This is a genomic window from Providencia sp. PROV236 (assembly GCF_033676985.1).
Classification (GTDB): domain Bacteria; phylum Pseudomonadota; class Gammaproteobacteria; order Enterobacterales; family Enterobacteriaceae; genus Providencia; species Providencia manganoxydans.
Genome location: NZ_CP096297.1, coordinates 1,653,368 through 1,670,881, shown reverse-complemented (window position 1 = coordinate 1,670,881; position 17,514 = coordinate 1,653,368). Strand labels below are relative to the sequence as shown.

General features: G+C 37.6%; 11 protein-coding genes and 1 tRNA gene. 4 read left to right on the top strand and 8 right to left on the bottom strand.

The window, feature by feature from the left end:
* The first annotated feature begins 104 nt into the window (after nt 1-104).
* Nucleotides 105-647, top strand: coding sequence for an endonuclease SmrB (smrB, locus tag M1E96_RS07240; RefSeq protein ID WP_140178711.1), 543 nt, complete (start codon nt 105-107; stop codon nt 645-647).
* A 38-nt stretch (nt 648-685) separates the two neighbouring features.
* Here smrB and sixA read toward each other — a convergent pair whose 3' ends face one another.
* The 4 genes from sixA to M1E96_RS07220 all read right to left on the bottom strand — a co-directional run bounded on the left by sixA (nt 686) and on the right by M1E96_RS07220 (nt 5,780).
* The gene (sixA, locus tag M1E96_RS07235) at nt 686-1,171 is read right to left on the bottom strand and encodes a phosphohistidine phosphatase SixA (protein WP_272579909.1); all 486 of its coding nucleotides are present in this window, start codon (nt 1,169-1,171) and stop codon (nt 686-688) included.
* Nucleotides 1,172-1,639: 468 nt separating this feature from the next.
* The gene (gene fadJ, locus M1E96_RS07230) at nt 1,640-3,796 is read right to left on the bottom strand and encodes a fatty acid oxidation complex subunit alpha FadJ (RefSeq protein ID WP_272579959.1); all 2,157 of its coding nucleotides are present in this window, start codon (nt 3,794-3,796) and stop codon (nt 1,640-1,642) included.
* Nucleotides 3,797-3,819: 23 nt separating this feature from the next.
* The gene (fadI, locus tag M1E96_RS07225) at nt 3,820-5,139 is read right to left on the bottom strand and encodes an acetyl-CoA C-acyltransferase FadI (protein ID WP_272579908.1); all 1,320 of its coding nucleotides are present in this window, start codon (nt 5,137-5,139) and stop codon (nt 3,820-3,822) included.
* A 344-nt stretch (nt 5,140-5,483) separates the two neighbouring features.
* Entirely contained in the window at nt 5,484-5,780 is a 297-nt protein-coding gene (locus M1E96_RS07220; protein ID WP_272579907.1) for a YfcZ/YiiS family protein, read from the bottom strand.
* 351 nt (nt 5,781-6,131) lie between these two features.
* Here M1E96_RS07220 and fadL point away from each other — a divergent pair, with 351 nt between their 5' ends.
* A complete protein-coding gene (gene fadL / locus M1E96_RS07215) occupies nt 6,132-7,469 on the top strand; it encodes a long-chain fatty acid transporter FadL (protein WP_369427446.1) in 1,338 nt (445 codons plus the stop codon).
* 703 nt (nt 7,470-8,172) lie between these two features.
* Here fadL and mlaA read toward each other — a convergent pair.
* Nucleotides 8,173-8,925: a phospholipid-binding lipoprotein MlaA gene (gene mlaA, locus M1E96_RS07210; protein ID WP_070929162.1), complete on the bottom strand. Its 753-nt coding sequence runs from the start codon at nt 8,923-8,925 to the stop codon at nt 8,173-8,175.
* A gap of 467 nt (nt 8,926-9,392) precedes the next feature.
* Between mlaA and M1E96_RS07205 the strand changes: the two genes are divergently transcribed.
* A tRNA-Arg gene (locus M1E96_RS07205) sits at nt 9,393-9,467 on the top strand.
* A gap of 317 nt (nt 9,468-9,784) precedes the next feature.
* Here M1E96_RS07205 and glgC read toward each other — a convergent pair.
* The 3 genes from glgC to M1E96_RS07190 form a co-directional block, all read right to left on the bottom strand.
* Entirely contained in the window at nt 9,785-11,089 is a 1,305-nt protein-coding gene (gene glgC, locus M1E96_RS07200) for a glucose-1-phosphate adenylyltransferase (protein ID WP_272579905.1), read from the bottom strand.
* Between the two features lie 18 nt (nt 11,090-11,107).
* Nucleotides 11,108-13,129: a glycogen debranching protein GlgX gene (gene glgX, locus M1E96_RS07195; protein ID WP_337979900.1), complete on the bottom strand. Its 2,022-nt coding sequence runs from the start codon at nt 13,127-13,129 to the stop codon at nt 11,108-11,110.
* 750 nt (nt 13,130-13,879) lie between these two features.
* Nucleotides 13,880-15,541, bottom strand: a complete 1,662-nt coding sequence (locus M1E96_RS07190) for an alpha-glucosidase (RefSeq protein ID WP_369427445.1) — start codon at nt 15,539-15,541, stop codon at nt 13,880-13,882.
* A 1,295-nt stretch (nt 15,542-16,836) separates the two neighbouring features.
* Here M1E96_RS07190 and M1E96_RS07185 point away from each other — a divergent pair.
* Nucleotides 16,837-17,367 (top strand): fimbrial protein, encoded by a 531-nt coding sequence (locus M1E96_RS07185; protein ID WP_272579902.1) that lies wholly within the window; start codon nt 16,837-16,839, stop codon nt 17,365-17,367.
* The last annotated feature ends 147 nt before the right edge of the window (nt 17,368-17,514 follow it).

The window sequence follows — 17,514 nt, the reverse complement described above, 5'->3', positions numbered from 1 at the left end:
AAAAATTTGTTATTTTAGTCTTAGAAATTACGCCTCTAACAATAAGAGACAAAAATAGGTTAAACTTAAAGAAATATAATTATCTAAAAAAGACAGTTAATATAATGAAAAACAAATTTGGGTTAAATGATGATGATATTCATCTGTTTAAAGAAGCTATCCAGGGCGCAAAGAAGATAAAACAAGATCAAATTTTACATACACCTATTCGTGCCAAAGTGACTCAGCCATCGAGTAAAAAAGTTCAACAAGAACAAATTGATGCAACATTTTATTTTTCTGATGAGTTCCAACCTCAATTAGAAGATGAAGGCCCTACTCGCTATCTAAAACCCGGCGAAAGCCCTTACGAATTAAAAAAGTTACGCCGTGGAGATTACGTTCCGGAACTCTTTCTTGATCTACATGGTTTGACCCAAATGGAAGCTAAGCAAGAAATTGGTGCATTAATTGCGGCATGTAAACGTGAAAATATATTTTGTGCTTGTATTATGCATGGCCATGGTAAACATATCCTAAAGCAACAAACACCGCTCTGGTTGGCACAGCATCCAGATATTATTGCCTTTCATCAAGCACCTAAAGAATGGGGAGGTAACGCCTCAATTCTGTTACTCATTGAAACCCAAGAAAGCATCAGGCGTTAGATCCGTTAACTTAAAGTAGCCCCTTAGGGGCTAGTTAACTATTGGTTCATTGAGAATAATTGTGATGGACTAAGCATCCAGTCTAAATGAGCTTTATGGTGCCCCACATCGATTTCAATACAAGCGATTGAGGAAGTAATAAACATAGGTGGTGCCTCGTGTGGACACAACTCAGAAACTAAATAACCAACTAATGGCAAATGAGAAACGACTAATACCGCATTTGCTCCCGTCACTGTGAGATCACGAATATGATCAGCTACAAATGTGGCATTTCCCCCCGGGGTCAACATCTCCATTACTTCTGCCTGCATAGGAAGACTTAAATTTTCCCTAACCACCTGTAGCGTTTGTTGCGCCCGCAAATAAGGACTGACAAGTACATTATCAATTGCTGGGTTACGTTTATTCAACCACTGAGCCATCAATGCTGAGTCATCTCTTCCCTTTTGCGTTAACGCTCTCGCTGCATCACTGGCAGCCTGTAATGCCGCGTCACCATGACGCATAATATAAACTTGCATAATCCACCATTTGGGTTAACTAAGTCACCAGACTCGCTAACCTTATTTATTAAAATACCTTTATATATCAAATGATAATATTCTATTGAAGCATTATTCATTCACGCAAAACAACCTAACTAAGCTTCAAATTATTGAAAACACAATTGTTGCAAAAATCAGCATTAACCACACCGAATGTGTGATTCTGCATCAAACCATTTAAAAATAAAATGACTTAAGTAGTTTTTTTGTTTTTAGTTTGTCTGAAATATATCTAGATTTTGCAGTCAACTTAACGTTACTGTTTATCCTATCTTACCTACTTTGTGATGCTTTCATTTCCCCGACAATTAACCATAAAAAAACCCGATGTTTGCTATAACAAGCAAATTCATCAGGTTTTTTATCAGGTTAGCACTCTATTTATTTGATCCTAGCCTGACTCACTACACCTAGATCATTATCCTTTCTTCGCTATTCAATGTTCTACTCAGAGAAGAATTGCTCATTATTTTGTGCCATTTGACACAATCGATCGCAAGGTCTGAATTTTTCATCATATTTTTCAGCTAAGTTATTCATCGTATCAACTGTTTTTTGAATACCCAAGCTATCCATATAGCGGAAAGGACCACCAAAGAATGGCGGAAAGCCAATTCCAAATACAGCACCGATATCTCCATCACGTGCATTTTGAATAATTTTTTCATCTAAACATCGTACCGCTTCATTCAACATTAACAGCACACAACGTTCTGCAATATCAATTTTGCTTAAATGATTTTGTGGATGAATACCCACTAATGAATAAAGGCTCTTATCAACTTGGCGCTTATGAGCCTTTTTCCAAAAGAATAACTTAGATGACGCTTGATGCTCATACAAATAAAAACCTTTACCATTTTTCTTACCTTTACGACCATCTTTATTCACTTTATCTAAAAGTTCAGGAGCCATAAAACGCTCTCCAAAACGCTCGACGAGTATAGGAAGAATTTTTGTCCCTACATCAATACCCACTTCGTCTAACAGATTGAATGGCCCTACAGGAAACCCAAAATCGACTAACGCGCTATCAATATGTTCAATTGACTCGCCATGCATTAAACACTCAGCCGCTTCACATAGATAAGGCGCTAAAATGCGGTTAACATAGAACCCCGCGTCATCACCAACGACTATTGCTGTTTTACCCTGCTTTTTAGCTAAAGCGACCGCCGTTGCAATAGTTTGAGCATCTGTCTGCTGATGAGGGATCACCTCCACTAAAGGCATTTTATCTACAGGGCTAAAATAATGTAATCCAATCACTTTTTCGGGGTGTTTGGCTTTTTCTGCAATCTGATTAATAGGTAATGATGATGTATTTGAAGCAAAAATAGCATGGCCTTTAGTCACATCTTGGATCTCCGCAACCATTTTTTGCTTTAATGCGAGATCTTCAAATACCGCCTCAACAACGATATCAGTATGCTCAAAACCTTGATAATCAAGAGTACCTGATATTTTCGCCATGACTGCATCACGTTCACGAGCAGGCATTCGCCTTTTATTCACGCGCTGAGTTAGCCGATCCCAGCTATAACGCAGTGCTTGCGCTACACCGCTCTCATTAATGTCTTTGATACGAACAGCAAGATCACCTCGCATTGCAGTAACATAAGCGATCCCTCCGCCCATCAAACCACCACCTAACACACCTATCTGTTTAAATTTAGCAGGAACCGCTGCTGAACCCGTTTCATTTTTTAATGAAGTTGTCGCAAAAAAGAGGCTGCGCAATGCTGCCGATTGTGGAGTCATCACTAGCTCACCAAAGGCTTTTGCTTCCGCATCATATCCCGCTTTAGCCCCTTTTTCGACCCCTGTTCTCACAACTTGAATTATCTTCTCAGGTGCTGGATAGTGCCCTTTGGTTTTACGCATCACCGTCTGTTTAGCCGTTGAAAATACTTTATTGCGTAATAATCTACTGCTTAACAACCTTTGCTGCCAATGGATAGGAGCTCGCTGAATTTTACCTTTCTTTGCCATTTGAATAGCAACATCCAGCAAAATAGTTTCAGGTACGACATCATCCACTAGTCCGATTTTTTGAGCTTGCTTAGCGCGTAACTGCTTACCTGTCAGCATCATATCTAATGCACTAGGAATACCCACTAATTTAGGTAACCGCTGTGTTCCACCAGATCCTGGAAGTAACCCAAGTTGTACTTCAGGTAGACCTAGTCGTGTTTTATCATCATTCGAGCAAACGCGTGCGTGGCAAGCTAATGCCAGCTCTAAGCCCCCTCCTAAGCAAGCCCCATGAATAGCAGCAATGATAGGCAATGGATAATTTTCTAATTTATCAAATAAAATATGACCTTCTCTTGAAAGTTCACTGGCTTCTTCTTTACTCGTGCAATTAGCAATCATGCTAATATCAGCACCAGCAATAAAGCTGTCTTTCTTCCCAGAGGTGATCACCAGCCCTTTCAAGCCTGATGTTGATTGTGCCTGCTGTAATATGGAAAGGAATTGCTGGGCAAATTCAGCCTTTAAGGTGTTCACTTTTTCGTTAGGGACATCAATATAAATCACCCCTACAGTTTGCGAATGAACTTCAAGACGAAATGCCCCCTTAGCGATTTCACCTTGCATTTCTCGCGGAGAATAATCAGTCATTATTCCACCTCCAAAATCATTGCTGCACCTAAGCCACCCGCTGCACATGCAGTTGTTAGGCCAAACCCACCGCCACGCCGGCGAAGTTCATGAAGTGTTTGCGTTACCATACGAGCACCTGTCGCAGCAAAAGGGTGTCCATAAGCAATAGAACCACCCAAAACATTAAATTTATCCATGTCCACTTCACCAATTTCTTTGGTTAATCCTAATTTTTCTTGTGCAAATTGGCGACTTGAGAATAATTTAAGATTTGCCAGCGTCTGAGCTGCAAATGCTTCATGCATATCAATTAAGGTGAGATCTTGCAATGTCAGCCCTGCACGTTTCAGTGCAATCGGCGTTGCATAAGATGGTCCTAGTAACATATCTTGCCAAACATCAATCGCAGAAAAAGCAAAGCTACGAATATAACCTAATGGTGTATAACCTAATGCTTTTGCTCGCGACTCTGTCATCATTAGAACAGCAGCCGCGCCATCCGTTAATGGAGTACTATTCGCCGCGGTAACAGAACCATGTTTACGGTCAAATGCAGGCTTTAATTTTGCATAAGAAGATAAAACTGAGTTTGTACGAATATTATTATCTTGAGTAAACGCTTGTTTGAAAGGTGGCATATAAGCGGTCATCACCTCTTGCTCTAATACACCACTTTCCCATGCTTTCGCCGCCAGCAAATGTGAACGATGAGCCAACTCATCCTGTTGTTCACGGCTAATATGGTAGCTTTTAGCCATTTGTTCAGCGGTATCCCCCATACGTAACCCTGTAGAATACTCCGCGACTGCTGGTGCAACGGGTAACAAATCCTTTAAACGTAATTTCGCGATAAGGGATAATTTTTGGCCTAACGATTTAGCTTTACTCAAAGAAAGTAGTGTTGCAGCTAATTTTTTGGATACGCCAATTGGTAAAACTGAAGAGGAATCGGCGCCACCGGCAATACCAACGGAGATATGGCCAGCCATCATACTTTCAGCAATATTAGCCATTGCTTGAAAACTGGTTGCACAGGCTCGTGAAACGCTATAAGCATCCGTTGAAACACTCATACCCGTCCCGAGCACAATCTCCCTTGCAATATTTGGAGCAGCAGGCATTTGCACAACTTGCCCAAATACCAACTGCTCAATCAACTCTTTCTCAATACCACTTCGGTTGAGTAATTCAGCAACCACCGCTTTTCCCAAATCAACCGCGGCAACCCCTTGGTATGCTGTCGCTTGTTTAGCAAAAGGTAGACGTAGACCACTCACAATCGCGATCCTTTCTTTTGCTGAATAATTACTTTCGCCATGATGGGAAGTTTGATTCATGGTAGCTCCCGCTAAAATTTTCTAGCTTATAGACCCTACAGATATCGTCGTTGTTTACATTTAGGTGTAATAAATAGATATGCACCTAAAAACCTAATTTAATAGCGATACTTTCACAACTGTTGAACCCTAAGAGGTCTGACCTGTTATCATTGTTAACATAAAGGTTACATTCAGAAAACCGTGATATTGAGAAAATGCGAGCTTGCACACAACTTAATGAGTATCAATGAAAGATTGGAACAATTAAGGTAGGAAATAGATATTGCAAGAAAATAAAGAAACCTTCACTATTGTGCAATAAATCAACAGCGAAGGTCGCAAATAGTTAATCAGTTGATTGATTAGCGCAGGCCCAATTGAAAAATCAGACTTTCTGCTTCACAGCTAAATGTGAAATCTGCTGATAGCTCAACACCGCCCTCAACATTCGCTATCGAATGTTTGATGATACAAGGGTCTGATTCAACTGATTTAGCTTTTTCTGTTAACTGTTTCAACATGGCTTCCGCTTCTGCTTGGCTTGCGAAAACATGCTGATATGATGCAGTACAATCTTTGTTATCTAAGATTGTGCCCACATCCACACAACAGCAAGCAGCTGTCTCTTCTGCGCTACAGCGCTTAATCGCATCAGTCATTTTATTCTCCAAATCAACAAACTGTTAAGCTGCTATCATAACGCCGAAAAACAGCGAAAAACCAGTGTATACCAAAGCTATCACCGACTATCTGCTATAAGTTTGATCTAACCCCATAAATTACAGCTATAAGTAAAATTGGCACCATTCAATGTTGCAATTTTGTTAAACACATCGCAATTTTGAAAACAATTCAGAGATAATTGTAAAACATACTTGCAACACATAAGGTGGTCAGACCTATACTCTAGTAACTGGTCTGATTTGTCATAAAGGCAAGCGACCCTACAATTCTGCGCTTCTTGCGATAGAAGTCGCCTAATATAAATAATAAACAAGAGGGTTTTGGTCATGAGCCAGAAAAACCTATTTACTCGATCAGCTTTGGCAATAGCAGTGGCAATGATTTCATCTAACGCTGGAGCCGCTGGTTTTTTGCTTAATGAATATTCCACATCTGCGCTAGGACGTGCATTTTCTGGGGCAGGTGCAATCGGCGATAACGCAAGTGAAGGTAGTCGTAACCCAGCAGCGATGATGTTATTTGATCGTCCTGCTCTTTCAGTTGGTGCGGTGTATATTGATCCGAGCGTTGATATTAAAGGCCGTGGAGCCTCCCCACTCGGTAGTAATTTAAATGCGAATGATATCGCACCAAGTGCGGTAGTACCTAATGCTCACTTTATTTTCCCTATTAATGATAAATGGGCAGTGGGTACCTCAATGACGACAAACTTTGGGCTCGCAACTGATTTCAACAAAAACTATGCCGCAGGCCCTATCGGCGGTAAAACTGACCTAAAAACCGTGAATTTAAACTTAAGTGGTGCTTACCGCTTAAATGATAACTTTAGTTTTGGTTTAGGTGTTGATGCTGTTTATGCAGATGCAGAAATTACACGTCATGCGGGTGATCTTGGTCGACTAACTCCGATGCTTGGCCTACCTGCGTTGCCAGCAAGTACCACTATGGCAAAATTAACGGGTGACGATTGGGGCTATGGCTGGAACGCAGGGATCCTCTATGAATTAAACCCTGATAACCGCTTTAGTTTGACTTATCGTTCAAAGGTTAAGGTCAAATTTGAAGATGGTAAATACTCAAACGATTTACCAACTAGTTTACCAAATGGCGGGCCTCTACCTGGTGACCTTGTGGGAACTGGTGGTGAGAAAATCAAAGGGAAACTTGATCTGAACTTACCTGATATTTGGGAGTTCTCTGGTTACCATAAAGTTGCACCAAAGTGGGCATTACACTATAGCGTTGCCTACACGGGATGGAGTGAATTTAAAGATCTTACCGCATACCGTAGTAGTGATAATGAACTATTATTCCACAAAGCAGAAAACTTTAAAGATGCATGGCGCTTTGCTTTAGGTACCACCTACTTCTATGATGATAATTGGACATTCCGTACCGGTATTGCCTACGATGAAAGCCCTGTACCAACTAAATATCGCTCAATTTCTATTCCTGACCAAGATCGCTACTGGTTAAGTGCGGGTACAACCTATGCATTTAATGAAAACGCCTCCGTTGACCTTGGTATCTCTTATATGTATGGCAAGAAAGTGAATATCTCCGAAAAACTCAGCGAGAGCGCAGCTGTGCCACTGCCAGCCTACGAGTTTAAATCTGAAGGTTCAGCTTGGCTGTATGGCGTAAACTTCAACTATACATTTTAATTGATATGAGCCTCATAAATAACAGGGGCATCCCCCTGTTATTATTTTTCCCAAATACAAACAAACCTTTTTCTATCTGTAAAACCTCATTTTTAAGTTATAAATCACTGGCATTAACCTGATTTTCTACATTGAAAGCACATTATCATCATCAAGGTAGCAAAATATCCTACCTACTACTACGTAAAAAGCCTTGAAAACGCAGTTCTCGCCTGAGTTGCACTTGACATCTGCCCAGATAAATCTATAAATTAAATTATGGCTGGCTTGTAAATTAACTGTTAACAGTCCCTACACCACGCCTACCACTGTAAAACTATTTCAATTTGTTTTTAAACACCCATTTCGTTGTAAATAGTTTTGCAATTCTTTTTCATAACATCACAACACCCTGCATGTTCTTGTCATAACGCTATGTACAATAAGTTTATTGTATAGCTCAACATGGCAGCATAGATGTATGGGCAAAACACATTAACGTTAAGCCATCATTAACACGCCGAGCGTTAATCATAAAGAGGCAGATATGAGCACATAGGAGAAAAGTATGGGAACTTTATTTACTGTTGGCTTTATTGGCGTATTAGGCGTCATCGCACTAGTAGATGCAATAACTTCTCGAGGAAACCGAGGCAATGAATAACATCTTTATCACTCTCTAATGTCTGATGACAAAAGAGAGTGATAACGTTAATCACATAGACTAATCAATAGAATCTAAATCACCTTCGATTGCCGATGCATTAGGATTCACCGTCGCTTTTAATTCCCCACCACTCGATAAGAAATCATTACGTTGGAAATAGGCTTCCCTCATTAACAAATACGGATCTGAAGAGTTCTTCAATAAACCATCAGAATCGAGTAATTGTGAACGGGTTTCAATACCTTCAAGCGCCCATTTACCCGCTGACATCCAGAACGTCAAATAACTTAACATCGGATATAGATCATCGACTAAGTTACCCCCCTCTTCACGTACCGTAAAGCTACCGTAGCCGGGTAACACGACGTATGGGCCATAGCCAACATCATAGTAACCTAGAGTATTACCAAAACGTTTAGGTTCTTCTTTCGCTAACTGAGGGTTTGCCATTGAAGCTACGTCGATAAGCCCCCCCACTCCGAAAACGGTATTGAGGAAAAAGCGATTAAAATGTTTAAAACCTTGGCTGACTTCGCCTCGTAGGAAGCTATTCAGCATACTGGCTGGTTCTTCAAGGTTAACAAAAAAGTTGGTTAAACCATTACGTGCAGGCATCGGTACATAATCACGCCAAGCCACTGCAACAGGCCTTAAAACGTATGGGTCTAACACATTGTAGTTAAAATTGAACATCGCTCGGTTAAAACCTTCAAGCGGATCCGAACGTTCCTGAGTTTCAGGGTTTATTGAACTCGAACATCCAACAAGCAAAACTCCCGCAAGAAGAACGCCACTCATGCGAAACTTCATAATACTCTCCATCCCCTGCACCACCAGCCATGGCACTTTTCTACGAATTATAAGCTAATATGTTTATATTAAAACCAAACAGATATAATTGTTAATCAATTTGAGTGCTAAGAACAACTAAGCAACCATAATGTTAACTATACCTTATTTATGGCATCCATCATTATAAGAAATGTGATTAAACAGGTAAGAATCACTTTTTATCGGGCAAGAAACACAAAAATGTAGAAGATTCATAGTGATAATGCACACTATTTTAAGTATTACTATGATTTACACGTATAATTCTCATTTATCCAATTATCACATACAACTTATTTATCTAACCAGTCAACCAAAACATCACTTGAGCAAAAAAACAACTAAAAGCTCTTTTTGCAGCTTCTGATAAAAGAAATTCCACGTAACAACTTGATTCAACAGGAAGTCAGAAGTAGAATGCCAACCACTGCGGCATTAGCGGTAAAGTCCCCTTAGTTAAATGGATATAACGAGCCCCTCCTAAGGGCTAGTTGTAGGTTCGATTCCTGCAGGGGACGCCATTAGCAACTAAATAGAGCTATCCATACCTAAACAAACCCTCCAAAAAAACCAATCACAGCAATGCATCGCACTAAACTTAGCTAAACCAATCTATACTGGTATAAACGTATCTTTGGGGGTAGTATTGGTGGTATCGTATATTTCACTCGTACTCAATACCCCCATGCCAACAAATATCAGTGGCAAAAACAAAAATCATACAACTAAATGCAATCGATACATTTCTAAATGGTACGAACAGAGAGAAATAATTCAGAATAAGTCGATAGGATATGCATTTCCCTTTTCTCCCTATCCATCTTATTCCTCTATACCATCAAAGCTGTGCCAACATTTCCTGCGTAATCAGTACCACTCCACCCTCTGAACAATAAAAACGCTGTTCATCCTCTTCTTTATTTTCGCCTACCACCAATCCACTTGGCACATGGCAACCTTTATCAATAATGCAACGTTTTAAGCGGCAAGCACGCCCTACACGTACCTTAGGGAGTAACACTGAAGAATCAATTTGGCAAAAAGCATCAATATTTGTTTCTTGAAAAATAACTGAGTTAGTAATCATTGAATCCGCAATTATACAACCAGAGTTAATTAGCGAGTTAATGACCATACCTTGTGTTCCTGAACTACCTTGAATAAATTTAGCGGGGGGTAGCGGGTACATTGCTGTACGAATTGACCAATTATGGTCATACATATCTAGTTCAGGTGCAGCAGACACTAAATCAATATTCGCATTCCAATAAGAGTCGATAGTGCCGACATCACGCCAATATGGCTGAATTTTTTCATTAAAATTAGATGTGACACATGAACGAGCAAATGGATGTGCCCATGCTACCCCTTGTGCGACTACCTTTGGGATGAGATCTTTACCAAAATCATGATGAGTTTCTATAAGAATGTTTTCTTCTTTCAGTAATTGATATAGGTATTGCGCATCAAAAACATAAATTCCCATACTGGCTAATGAAGTATCAGGTTTGCTAGGCAGCGATGGTGGATTTTCTGGTTTTTCGATAAATTGAATAATACGTTCGTTTTCATCGATATCCATAATTCCAAATCCAGAAGCTTCATCTCGCGGTACTTCAATACAAGCCACCGTGCATTTGCTGCCTTTTTCGACATGGTCGAGCAACATTTGCGAGTAATCCATCTTATAGATATGATCCCCCGCTAAAATCAAAATATATTTTGCTTGATAATGCCTAATGATATCTAAATTTTGAAAAATGGCATCAGCAGTACCTTGGTACCATCCATCATTCCCTTGCTTTTGCTCAGCAGGTAAAATATCAATAAACTCATTGGCTTTATCATTCAGAAATGACCAACTCCTTTGAATATGTTGGATCAATGAATGCGAATAATACTGTGTTAACACCCCTACGCGGTAAATACCTGAATTGATGCAATTTGATAATGTAAAATCAATAATTCTAAATTTTCCACCAAAAAATAATGATGGCTTAGGTTGCTTATTAGTCAGTGCTTTTAAGCGTGTTCCTCGCCCCCCAGCAAGGATCAACGCCACCGTTTTATTAGGTAACTGCCTTGCTAACATTAAACGTTGCGCAGAGTTTGATTGTGATTGAGCCAATAACTTTTCTGGCATATAACCCCCTCAAAAAACTTAATGATTAAAATTATTATTAATTAACACATCAATATTTCTTGGATTACTTTGGTGTTTTTCAATCATTTCACTAGAACAGAGAAAAGGCTCACTGTTCACCCAATGACCAGCGGGGAGTGTTATATGCTGGTTCTGCTCTGTAAAATTAATAATTATTAGCCACTTACCAGATAATAATATTTGTAACGGTAATATTTCATGCCATTGCCATTGTTCAGGTGTTAATGGCTCTCCATGTTGATTGAGCCAAACCACATCAGCGGCATTCTTTTCACTAGAAAAATTTCCTGTCCACCATTCACCTTCAGTTAGAGCGGTTATTTTATGCCTTAAAGCTGTCAACCGACTTGTAAATTGGATCAACTCTTCGTCTCTTGTTTGCCAATTAATCCAACTTACAGGAGAATCCTGACAATAAGCATTGTTATTTCCTTGTTGGCTATTTCCTTGTTCATCACCAGCTAGCAACATCGGTGTTCCCAGTGATAACATCAAAAAGGTCAATAAATGCCGTTGGCTTTGAGATCTTTTTTGTAATATTTGAGGATCGTCAGTTATCCCTTCAAAACCGTGGTTATTACTGTGATTACTATTACTACCATCAGTATTGCTTTCTCCATTAGCTTGATTGTGTTTATGATTGAAGCTCACAACATCTTGAAGAGTAAAACCATCATGAGAAGTAATTTTATTGATAGAGACATAAGGTAAGCGCTGGCTCTGTTGATAGATGTCACTAGAGCCTGCGAAGCGGCTCGCAAATGTACCTAAAGGGACACCTTTATTTAAGGTAAATTGACGGATATCATCACGAAAACGGTCATTCCATTCCGCAAATGGAGTCGGAAAGTTACCTAATTGATAACCGCCAGTCCCAACATCCCATGGTTCAGCAATGAGTTTTAATTTGGATAAAACAGGATCTTGAGTAATTGCTCTTAATAATGGGGAATTTGAGGAAAATTCAGGCGTTCTACCGAGTACTGTTGCTAGATCAAAACGAAAACCATCAACATGACACTCATTTGCCCAAAAATGTAGGCAATCTATCACCCACTGTTTCACCATTGGATGAGATAAATTCAGTGTATTTCCACACCCCGTCCAATTATGATAATCACCATTATCTTGCAACCAATAATAAGTACTGTTATCAATACCTCTAAATGACAATGTGGGGCCTAAAAGATCTAATTCGGCGGTATGATTGAAGACAATATCTAAAATAATTTCAATACCTGCACGATGTAAGGCTTTTACCATGTCTCGAAATTCGTTTAGCGGTGAGGTATTAGCTCGACCAGACCAATATGTCGGTTCAATCGCAAATGGCGCTAACGAGTTATAACCCCAATAATTGGTTAAATTTAATTTTTGCAAACGAGGCTCATCAAGGTGAAATTGTATGGGCAGTAATTCAATAGCAGTAATACCCAGTTGTTTTAAATAGCTAATCATTACTGGATGATCAATAGCCGCATAGCTACCTCGGATCTCTTGTGGAATATCAGGGTGTAATTGAGTCAAGCCACGTACATGCGCTTCATAAATGATCGTCTGTGACCACGGCGTATTTAGTAATTCATCATCCCCCCAATCATAATTGTCTTGTGTAACAATCGATTTAGGCGCAATGCTTCCATTATCAATTACATTTCTACTATCTATCCCATCAATAAATAGATGTGCATCTTGTACTTTACTACTCACAGCTCGACTGTAGGGGTCAATCAGTAGTTTATTAGGGTTAAAACGCAAACCTTGTTCTGGCTGCCAAGGGCCATGCACTCGATAACCATAATGAAGACCAGCTGTAGCACCCAATAAATAGCCATGCCAGATATGGTTATCATCACGTATTAAGTCATAACGAATTTCTTCACCCTGTTGGCTAAATAAGCATAACTCTACTCTTTCAGCTTTTTCACTATAAAGTGCAAAATTGACGCCATTTTTATCGGCCACACAGCCTAATGGCGTTGAATGCCCCGCGCTTAATTTAAAGTTAACATTTGCCATTGTTCATCTTCCTTTTTGGTTGAAAAGGAGGAATACAACTATCATTGAATGAAATTTATTATGACAAGCAATAGGCTTTGTGTGAATATTTGCCATATCATCAATATCCCCTTTATGATTGTCGAATATCGTCCTAATTAATCATGATGTTATATCTCTTACTAGAATAATTAAGCCGCTGACAACTTTGTTTTACTTGTTTGAGTTAAACTAGCACATAAATATCAGTACATCAGAGCAAAAATATTCTCATGAAAAACTTATCCTCAAATTATAAATCAGTAATGTATAAAAAAGATTATCGAAACGAACTAAAACTTTCTTTCAACTACTTCCGTACTTATTCTAAAAAATTAAATAACCGTAATGCCTGTTAGGTTCGCTAAAGCTAACCTTGCATATTAATTTACAAGAGCTTTTCAGCATAAAGTGAGAAGTTTATAAGTTATTAAAACTTCATCCCAATTAGTCACCTTAAGTTATTACACCTTAAAAACCCCATTTGTGAGTTTAAAGTTTCCATTTATTATCAATGCATTAAAAAAACAAATGTGATTAAACTACTACCATACTAATCACATCCACTTTACAGTTAATATTATAGTGTGTTTTTTTTGTTATTTAAAAATTCGAATATTTTTTACATTAAAACTAAACCCAACATAAATAAACAGTAATCTACATTATAGATTTTAATTTTTCAGCAACCCATATTTTAGGTTGCCGCTTTATTTTTACATAAATAGATAGTCATTTAAAAATGATCGCTTGGTAAGGGTTTAGCACAATATGTTCACTTTCAATATTTAAATCTTTAATATTACTCAAATATAGTTTATTTATATGACTATTAACCTTCTCATTTTTATCATTGAAATTACAATAAATATTTACCCATTGATCTTTTAATACTCTACGGTAGGCAATAACATTTTCTGGTGCCTCAAGCGCTATAAAAGTACCATGAATAAGAATGTCTCTGATCTCAGAATGTAATCTCAGAGAAATAAGCTGTTGATAGAATGAAAAAAGAGAATCTGCTTGCTGTTGCTGTTCTTGAGCATTAATGGTTGTGTAATTAGGATTGATTTTTAGCCACGGTGATGCAGAAGTGAACCCTGCGTGCAAGTCTGAATTCCATTGGAATGGCGTTCTTGCATTATCTCTACTACGTGCAGCAAAATAACTTATCATCTTCTGCTGATCATAATTATGTTGTAATCCCCATTCATATAATTTAAAAACATGTAAATCATCATGCTCATCTATCGACATGGCACAGTTAGTCATACCAATCTCTTGTCCTTGATAAATAAATGGCGTACCACGTTGCATCAACAAAAAAGTCGCCAACATTTTTGCTGCAACTAAAGATGATTCAGTGCCTTTTGGCAGAAATTTATTTAATGAACGTGGTTGATCATGATTTTCCAGATATGGAGCCCCCCAACCTACCCGTTGGGTATCAAGCTGACTTTTTATAAAAACTGGCTTTAACCGTTTTCCAGTAATTGGCTTTAATGTAAAAGGTGGTTGTTCATCAATATCAAGATTTGCAATGCTAAAATCAAATACCATCGAAAAATAGCCATGTTCTCCTACATAGTCATAGAGATCTTTTTCAGGAACATCAATTTCAGCAACAGTCATACAATTGGCGGGGCGAAAAGTATTATCTGCAAGTTGATTAAGAAATTTATCTATCCCAGGTTGATTGACAACCCAAGGGATCAGGGAGGCGGTACTATCTTCATGATCAGGTGCAAAATAATGAACTGAAAGTGCCTCTGGTGATTTTTTTAAATTACCAATCGCATCAATACGAAAACCCGCGACTCCTTTTTTTATCCACACATTAATCATATCAATAATTTCTTGACGTAATTGTGGGTTTTCCCAGTTAAGATCCGGCTGTTCTGGCCCAAAAGAATTAAAATACCAACGATGAGTGTTTGGAACATGCGTCCATACCGAGCAATCAAAATAGCTACGTAAATTGTTAGGGGGGGTCGATTTATCCCATTCTATAAATGTATAGTAATCGGCATATCGGCTATTTGGGTCGGCGAGTGCAGCTTTAAACCATGGATGCTCATCTGATGAATGATTGAGAACTAAATCGAGGAGTATTTTTATGCCACGCTTTTTTGCTTCCGCAATTAGCTTATCTAACGTCGCATTATCACCAAAAATAGGATCAACCGTTGAATAATCAGAAATATCATAACCATTATCTTTCATCGGTGATTTAAAAATAGGGCATAGCCAAATAACATTTACCCCAAGAGCTTGTATGTAATCTAATTTTTTTATGATCCCTGCTAGATCGCCTATTCCATCACCATTATCGTCACAAAAGCTTTTGGGATAAATTTGATAAACAACCGTTTCTTTCCACCATGCATCTGTCATACTCACCTCATCATTATGTCAATAATAAATCTGTGTTAGATACAGCATGTAACTTTGTTTTACCTATCCTTGTATATTAAAAACACAAAAATTTCACTAATACTAACGTAAAATTGACGGTAAGCTATCCATAAAAATGAACTCCCTTTGCAAGCAGCAATTGGCAACTACTTTACAAGCTATAGCATAATTATCTAAAGAGGTAACTAAATCACTTAACTACTATCACTTAACTACTATCACTTTCACTCATTATAATGTCATAAGCTGAGTCTTTTTGAATAAATGATGGACTTTATGGCGAGCTAACCTATTGATATTTAATTCGAATGCACTGAACATACATAATGAATGTTCCGAAAATTTATATCATAAGAAAGTATAGCTACTCGTCCATATTATATTAATTTGTTAAAATATTTGGACATTTTGATTAAGAAAACGCTTACCACTCTATAAATAAAATCAACATGCAATATAAACACCTCACATCTTTGCACATTTCTATCATATTGATGCCTAGCACATCTAGATCACTATTATTAAGTTCTACTGTATTAGAAAATAAACCCAAGCTATTTTATTTATTGATGACATATTAGGGAGAGATTCCACTATGTATATTTACTGTGTTCACAATAGTAGTGTATAACAAACACCTATAACTAAATGTATTTCAAAAAAAACGATAGTGTAACAAAATGAAAATATCAATCTTAAATTAAAAAAATAACAAATAAAATAAACTTAAAATATATGATAATCCCATCATCATTCCAAAAAGAACTATTCACATATCTTGTTAATTTATAAAATTACAAAGTCAAATTTTTAAATGTTTTGTCAAGTTTCATCATTAAATCAATAGACAAAACCGATTAAAAAAATTCTTATCCATTGACTGAAATGTGTTTACTTAAATAACGAGTGGGCCATATTTAATTCCAGTTTAACACGCAATATGTTAATCACTAAGTGTTTTTACTATAAAAATATCAATTAGAACATATTAAATATTTGCATCATTAAGGGGTATTAATTAGAGCATGTTAAATATTTGTATCAGATAACAATAAACACTTCACTAAGTGAAGTAGGTTCGACGTTAATATTGCTTAATTAAATTCAACATTAACGGTTACTGATAAAATATGGAATGGAGCCCATATAATTATTATTAAAAGGAACAAGGCCCTAGTTAAACTACTTAACCTAATTATATTTAATAGAAACACAAAAAAAACAAGTAAATATATATTTTAAATTTAGCTTTTCACATACTTAGGAAGATCATCATGAAATTAAATAAAATTGCTTTAATTGGTACATTTGCGGTTGCAGCTCTATCTTCTCAAACATTCGCAGCGCAAGATGCTACTGTTAATTTTAACGCGCGCTTAGTAGCAGCAACATGTGATATCAGTGCTTCTAAATCTTTAGTAAATTTAGGTACTCACTCAATCGAAAAAATTACTGATATCAATAAAGCATTAGCAGAATCAAACTTTAACTTAGTATTAAATAAATGTACTAAAACTTATTCTGATGATACAACTGCAACAGAAGTTTCAATCCTAACAAGTGGTGAAGCTTTAGCGGGTCACTCTGATATGTTTGCTGATGCTCAAGCATCACAAATTGGCGTTAAACTAAAAGCAGGTACAACTGAATTAGCACCTAACGCACAAACAACTATCAATAACCTGAAAATTTTAGGTGATAACGACTATATCGTTGAAGTTACAGCTGGTTTATATGCAACTTCTAAAGATGCTGTCGCTCAGAGTTTAAATGTTCCAGTTACTTTTAGCGTTGCATACGACTAATAACTACTTTAGTTAATTAGCTAGTTGAGCAGGCAGTATCAATATACTGCCTGCTATAAAGGAAATAAAAAATGATAAAATTAAAATTCTTAATTTTTACCTTATTGACTCTTTCATTTACTACTCAAGCAGGCGTCGGTTTAAGCC

Excerpts from the sequence above, each read along its gene's own strand:
- glgC (WP_272579905.1), bottom strand. The coding sequence starts at position 11,089 with ATGCCAGAAAAGTTATTGGCTCAATCACAATCAAACTCTGCGCAACGT.
- fadI (WP_272579908.1), bottom strand. The coding sequence starts at position 5,139 with ATGAATCAAACTTCCCATCATGGCGAAAGTAATTATTCAGCAAAAGAA.
- mlaA (WP_070929162.1), bottom strand. The coding sequence starts at position 8,925 with ATGAAGTTTCGCATGAGTGGCGTTCTTCTTGCGGGAGTTTTGCTTGTT.
- M1E96_RS07190 (WP_369427445.1), bottom strand. The coding sequence starts at position 15,541 with ATGACAGATGCATGGTGGAAAGAAACGGTTGTTTATCAAATTTATCCC.
- smrB (WP_140178711.1), top strand. The coding sequence starts at position 105 with ATGAAAAACAAATTTGGGTTAAATGATGATGATATTCATCTGTTTAAA.
- fadL (WP_369427446.1), top strand. The coding sequence starts at position 6,132 with ATGAGCCAGAAAAACCTATTTACTCGATCAGCTTTGGCAATAGCAGTG.
- M1E96_RS07220 (WP_272579907.1), bottom strand. The coding sequence starts at position 5,780 with ATGACTGATGCGATTAAGCGCTGTAGCGCAGAAGAGACAGCTGCTTGC.
- M1E96_RS07185 (WP_272579902.1), top strand. The coding sequence starts at position 16,837 with ATGAAATTAAATAAAATTGCTTTAATTGGTACATTTGCGGTTGCAGCT.
- sixA (WP_272579909.1), bottom strand. The coding sequence starts at position 1,171 with ATGCAAGTTTATATTATGCGTCATGGTGACGCGGCATTACAGGCTGCC.
- glgX (WP_337979900.1), bottom strand. The coding sequence starts at position 13,129 with ATGGCAAATGTTAACTTTAAATTAAGCGCGGGGCATTCAACGCCATTA.
- fadJ (WP_272579959.1), bottom strand. The coding sequence starts at position 3,796 with ATGCAAGGTGAAATCGCTAAGGGGGCATTTCGTCTTGAAGTTCATTCG.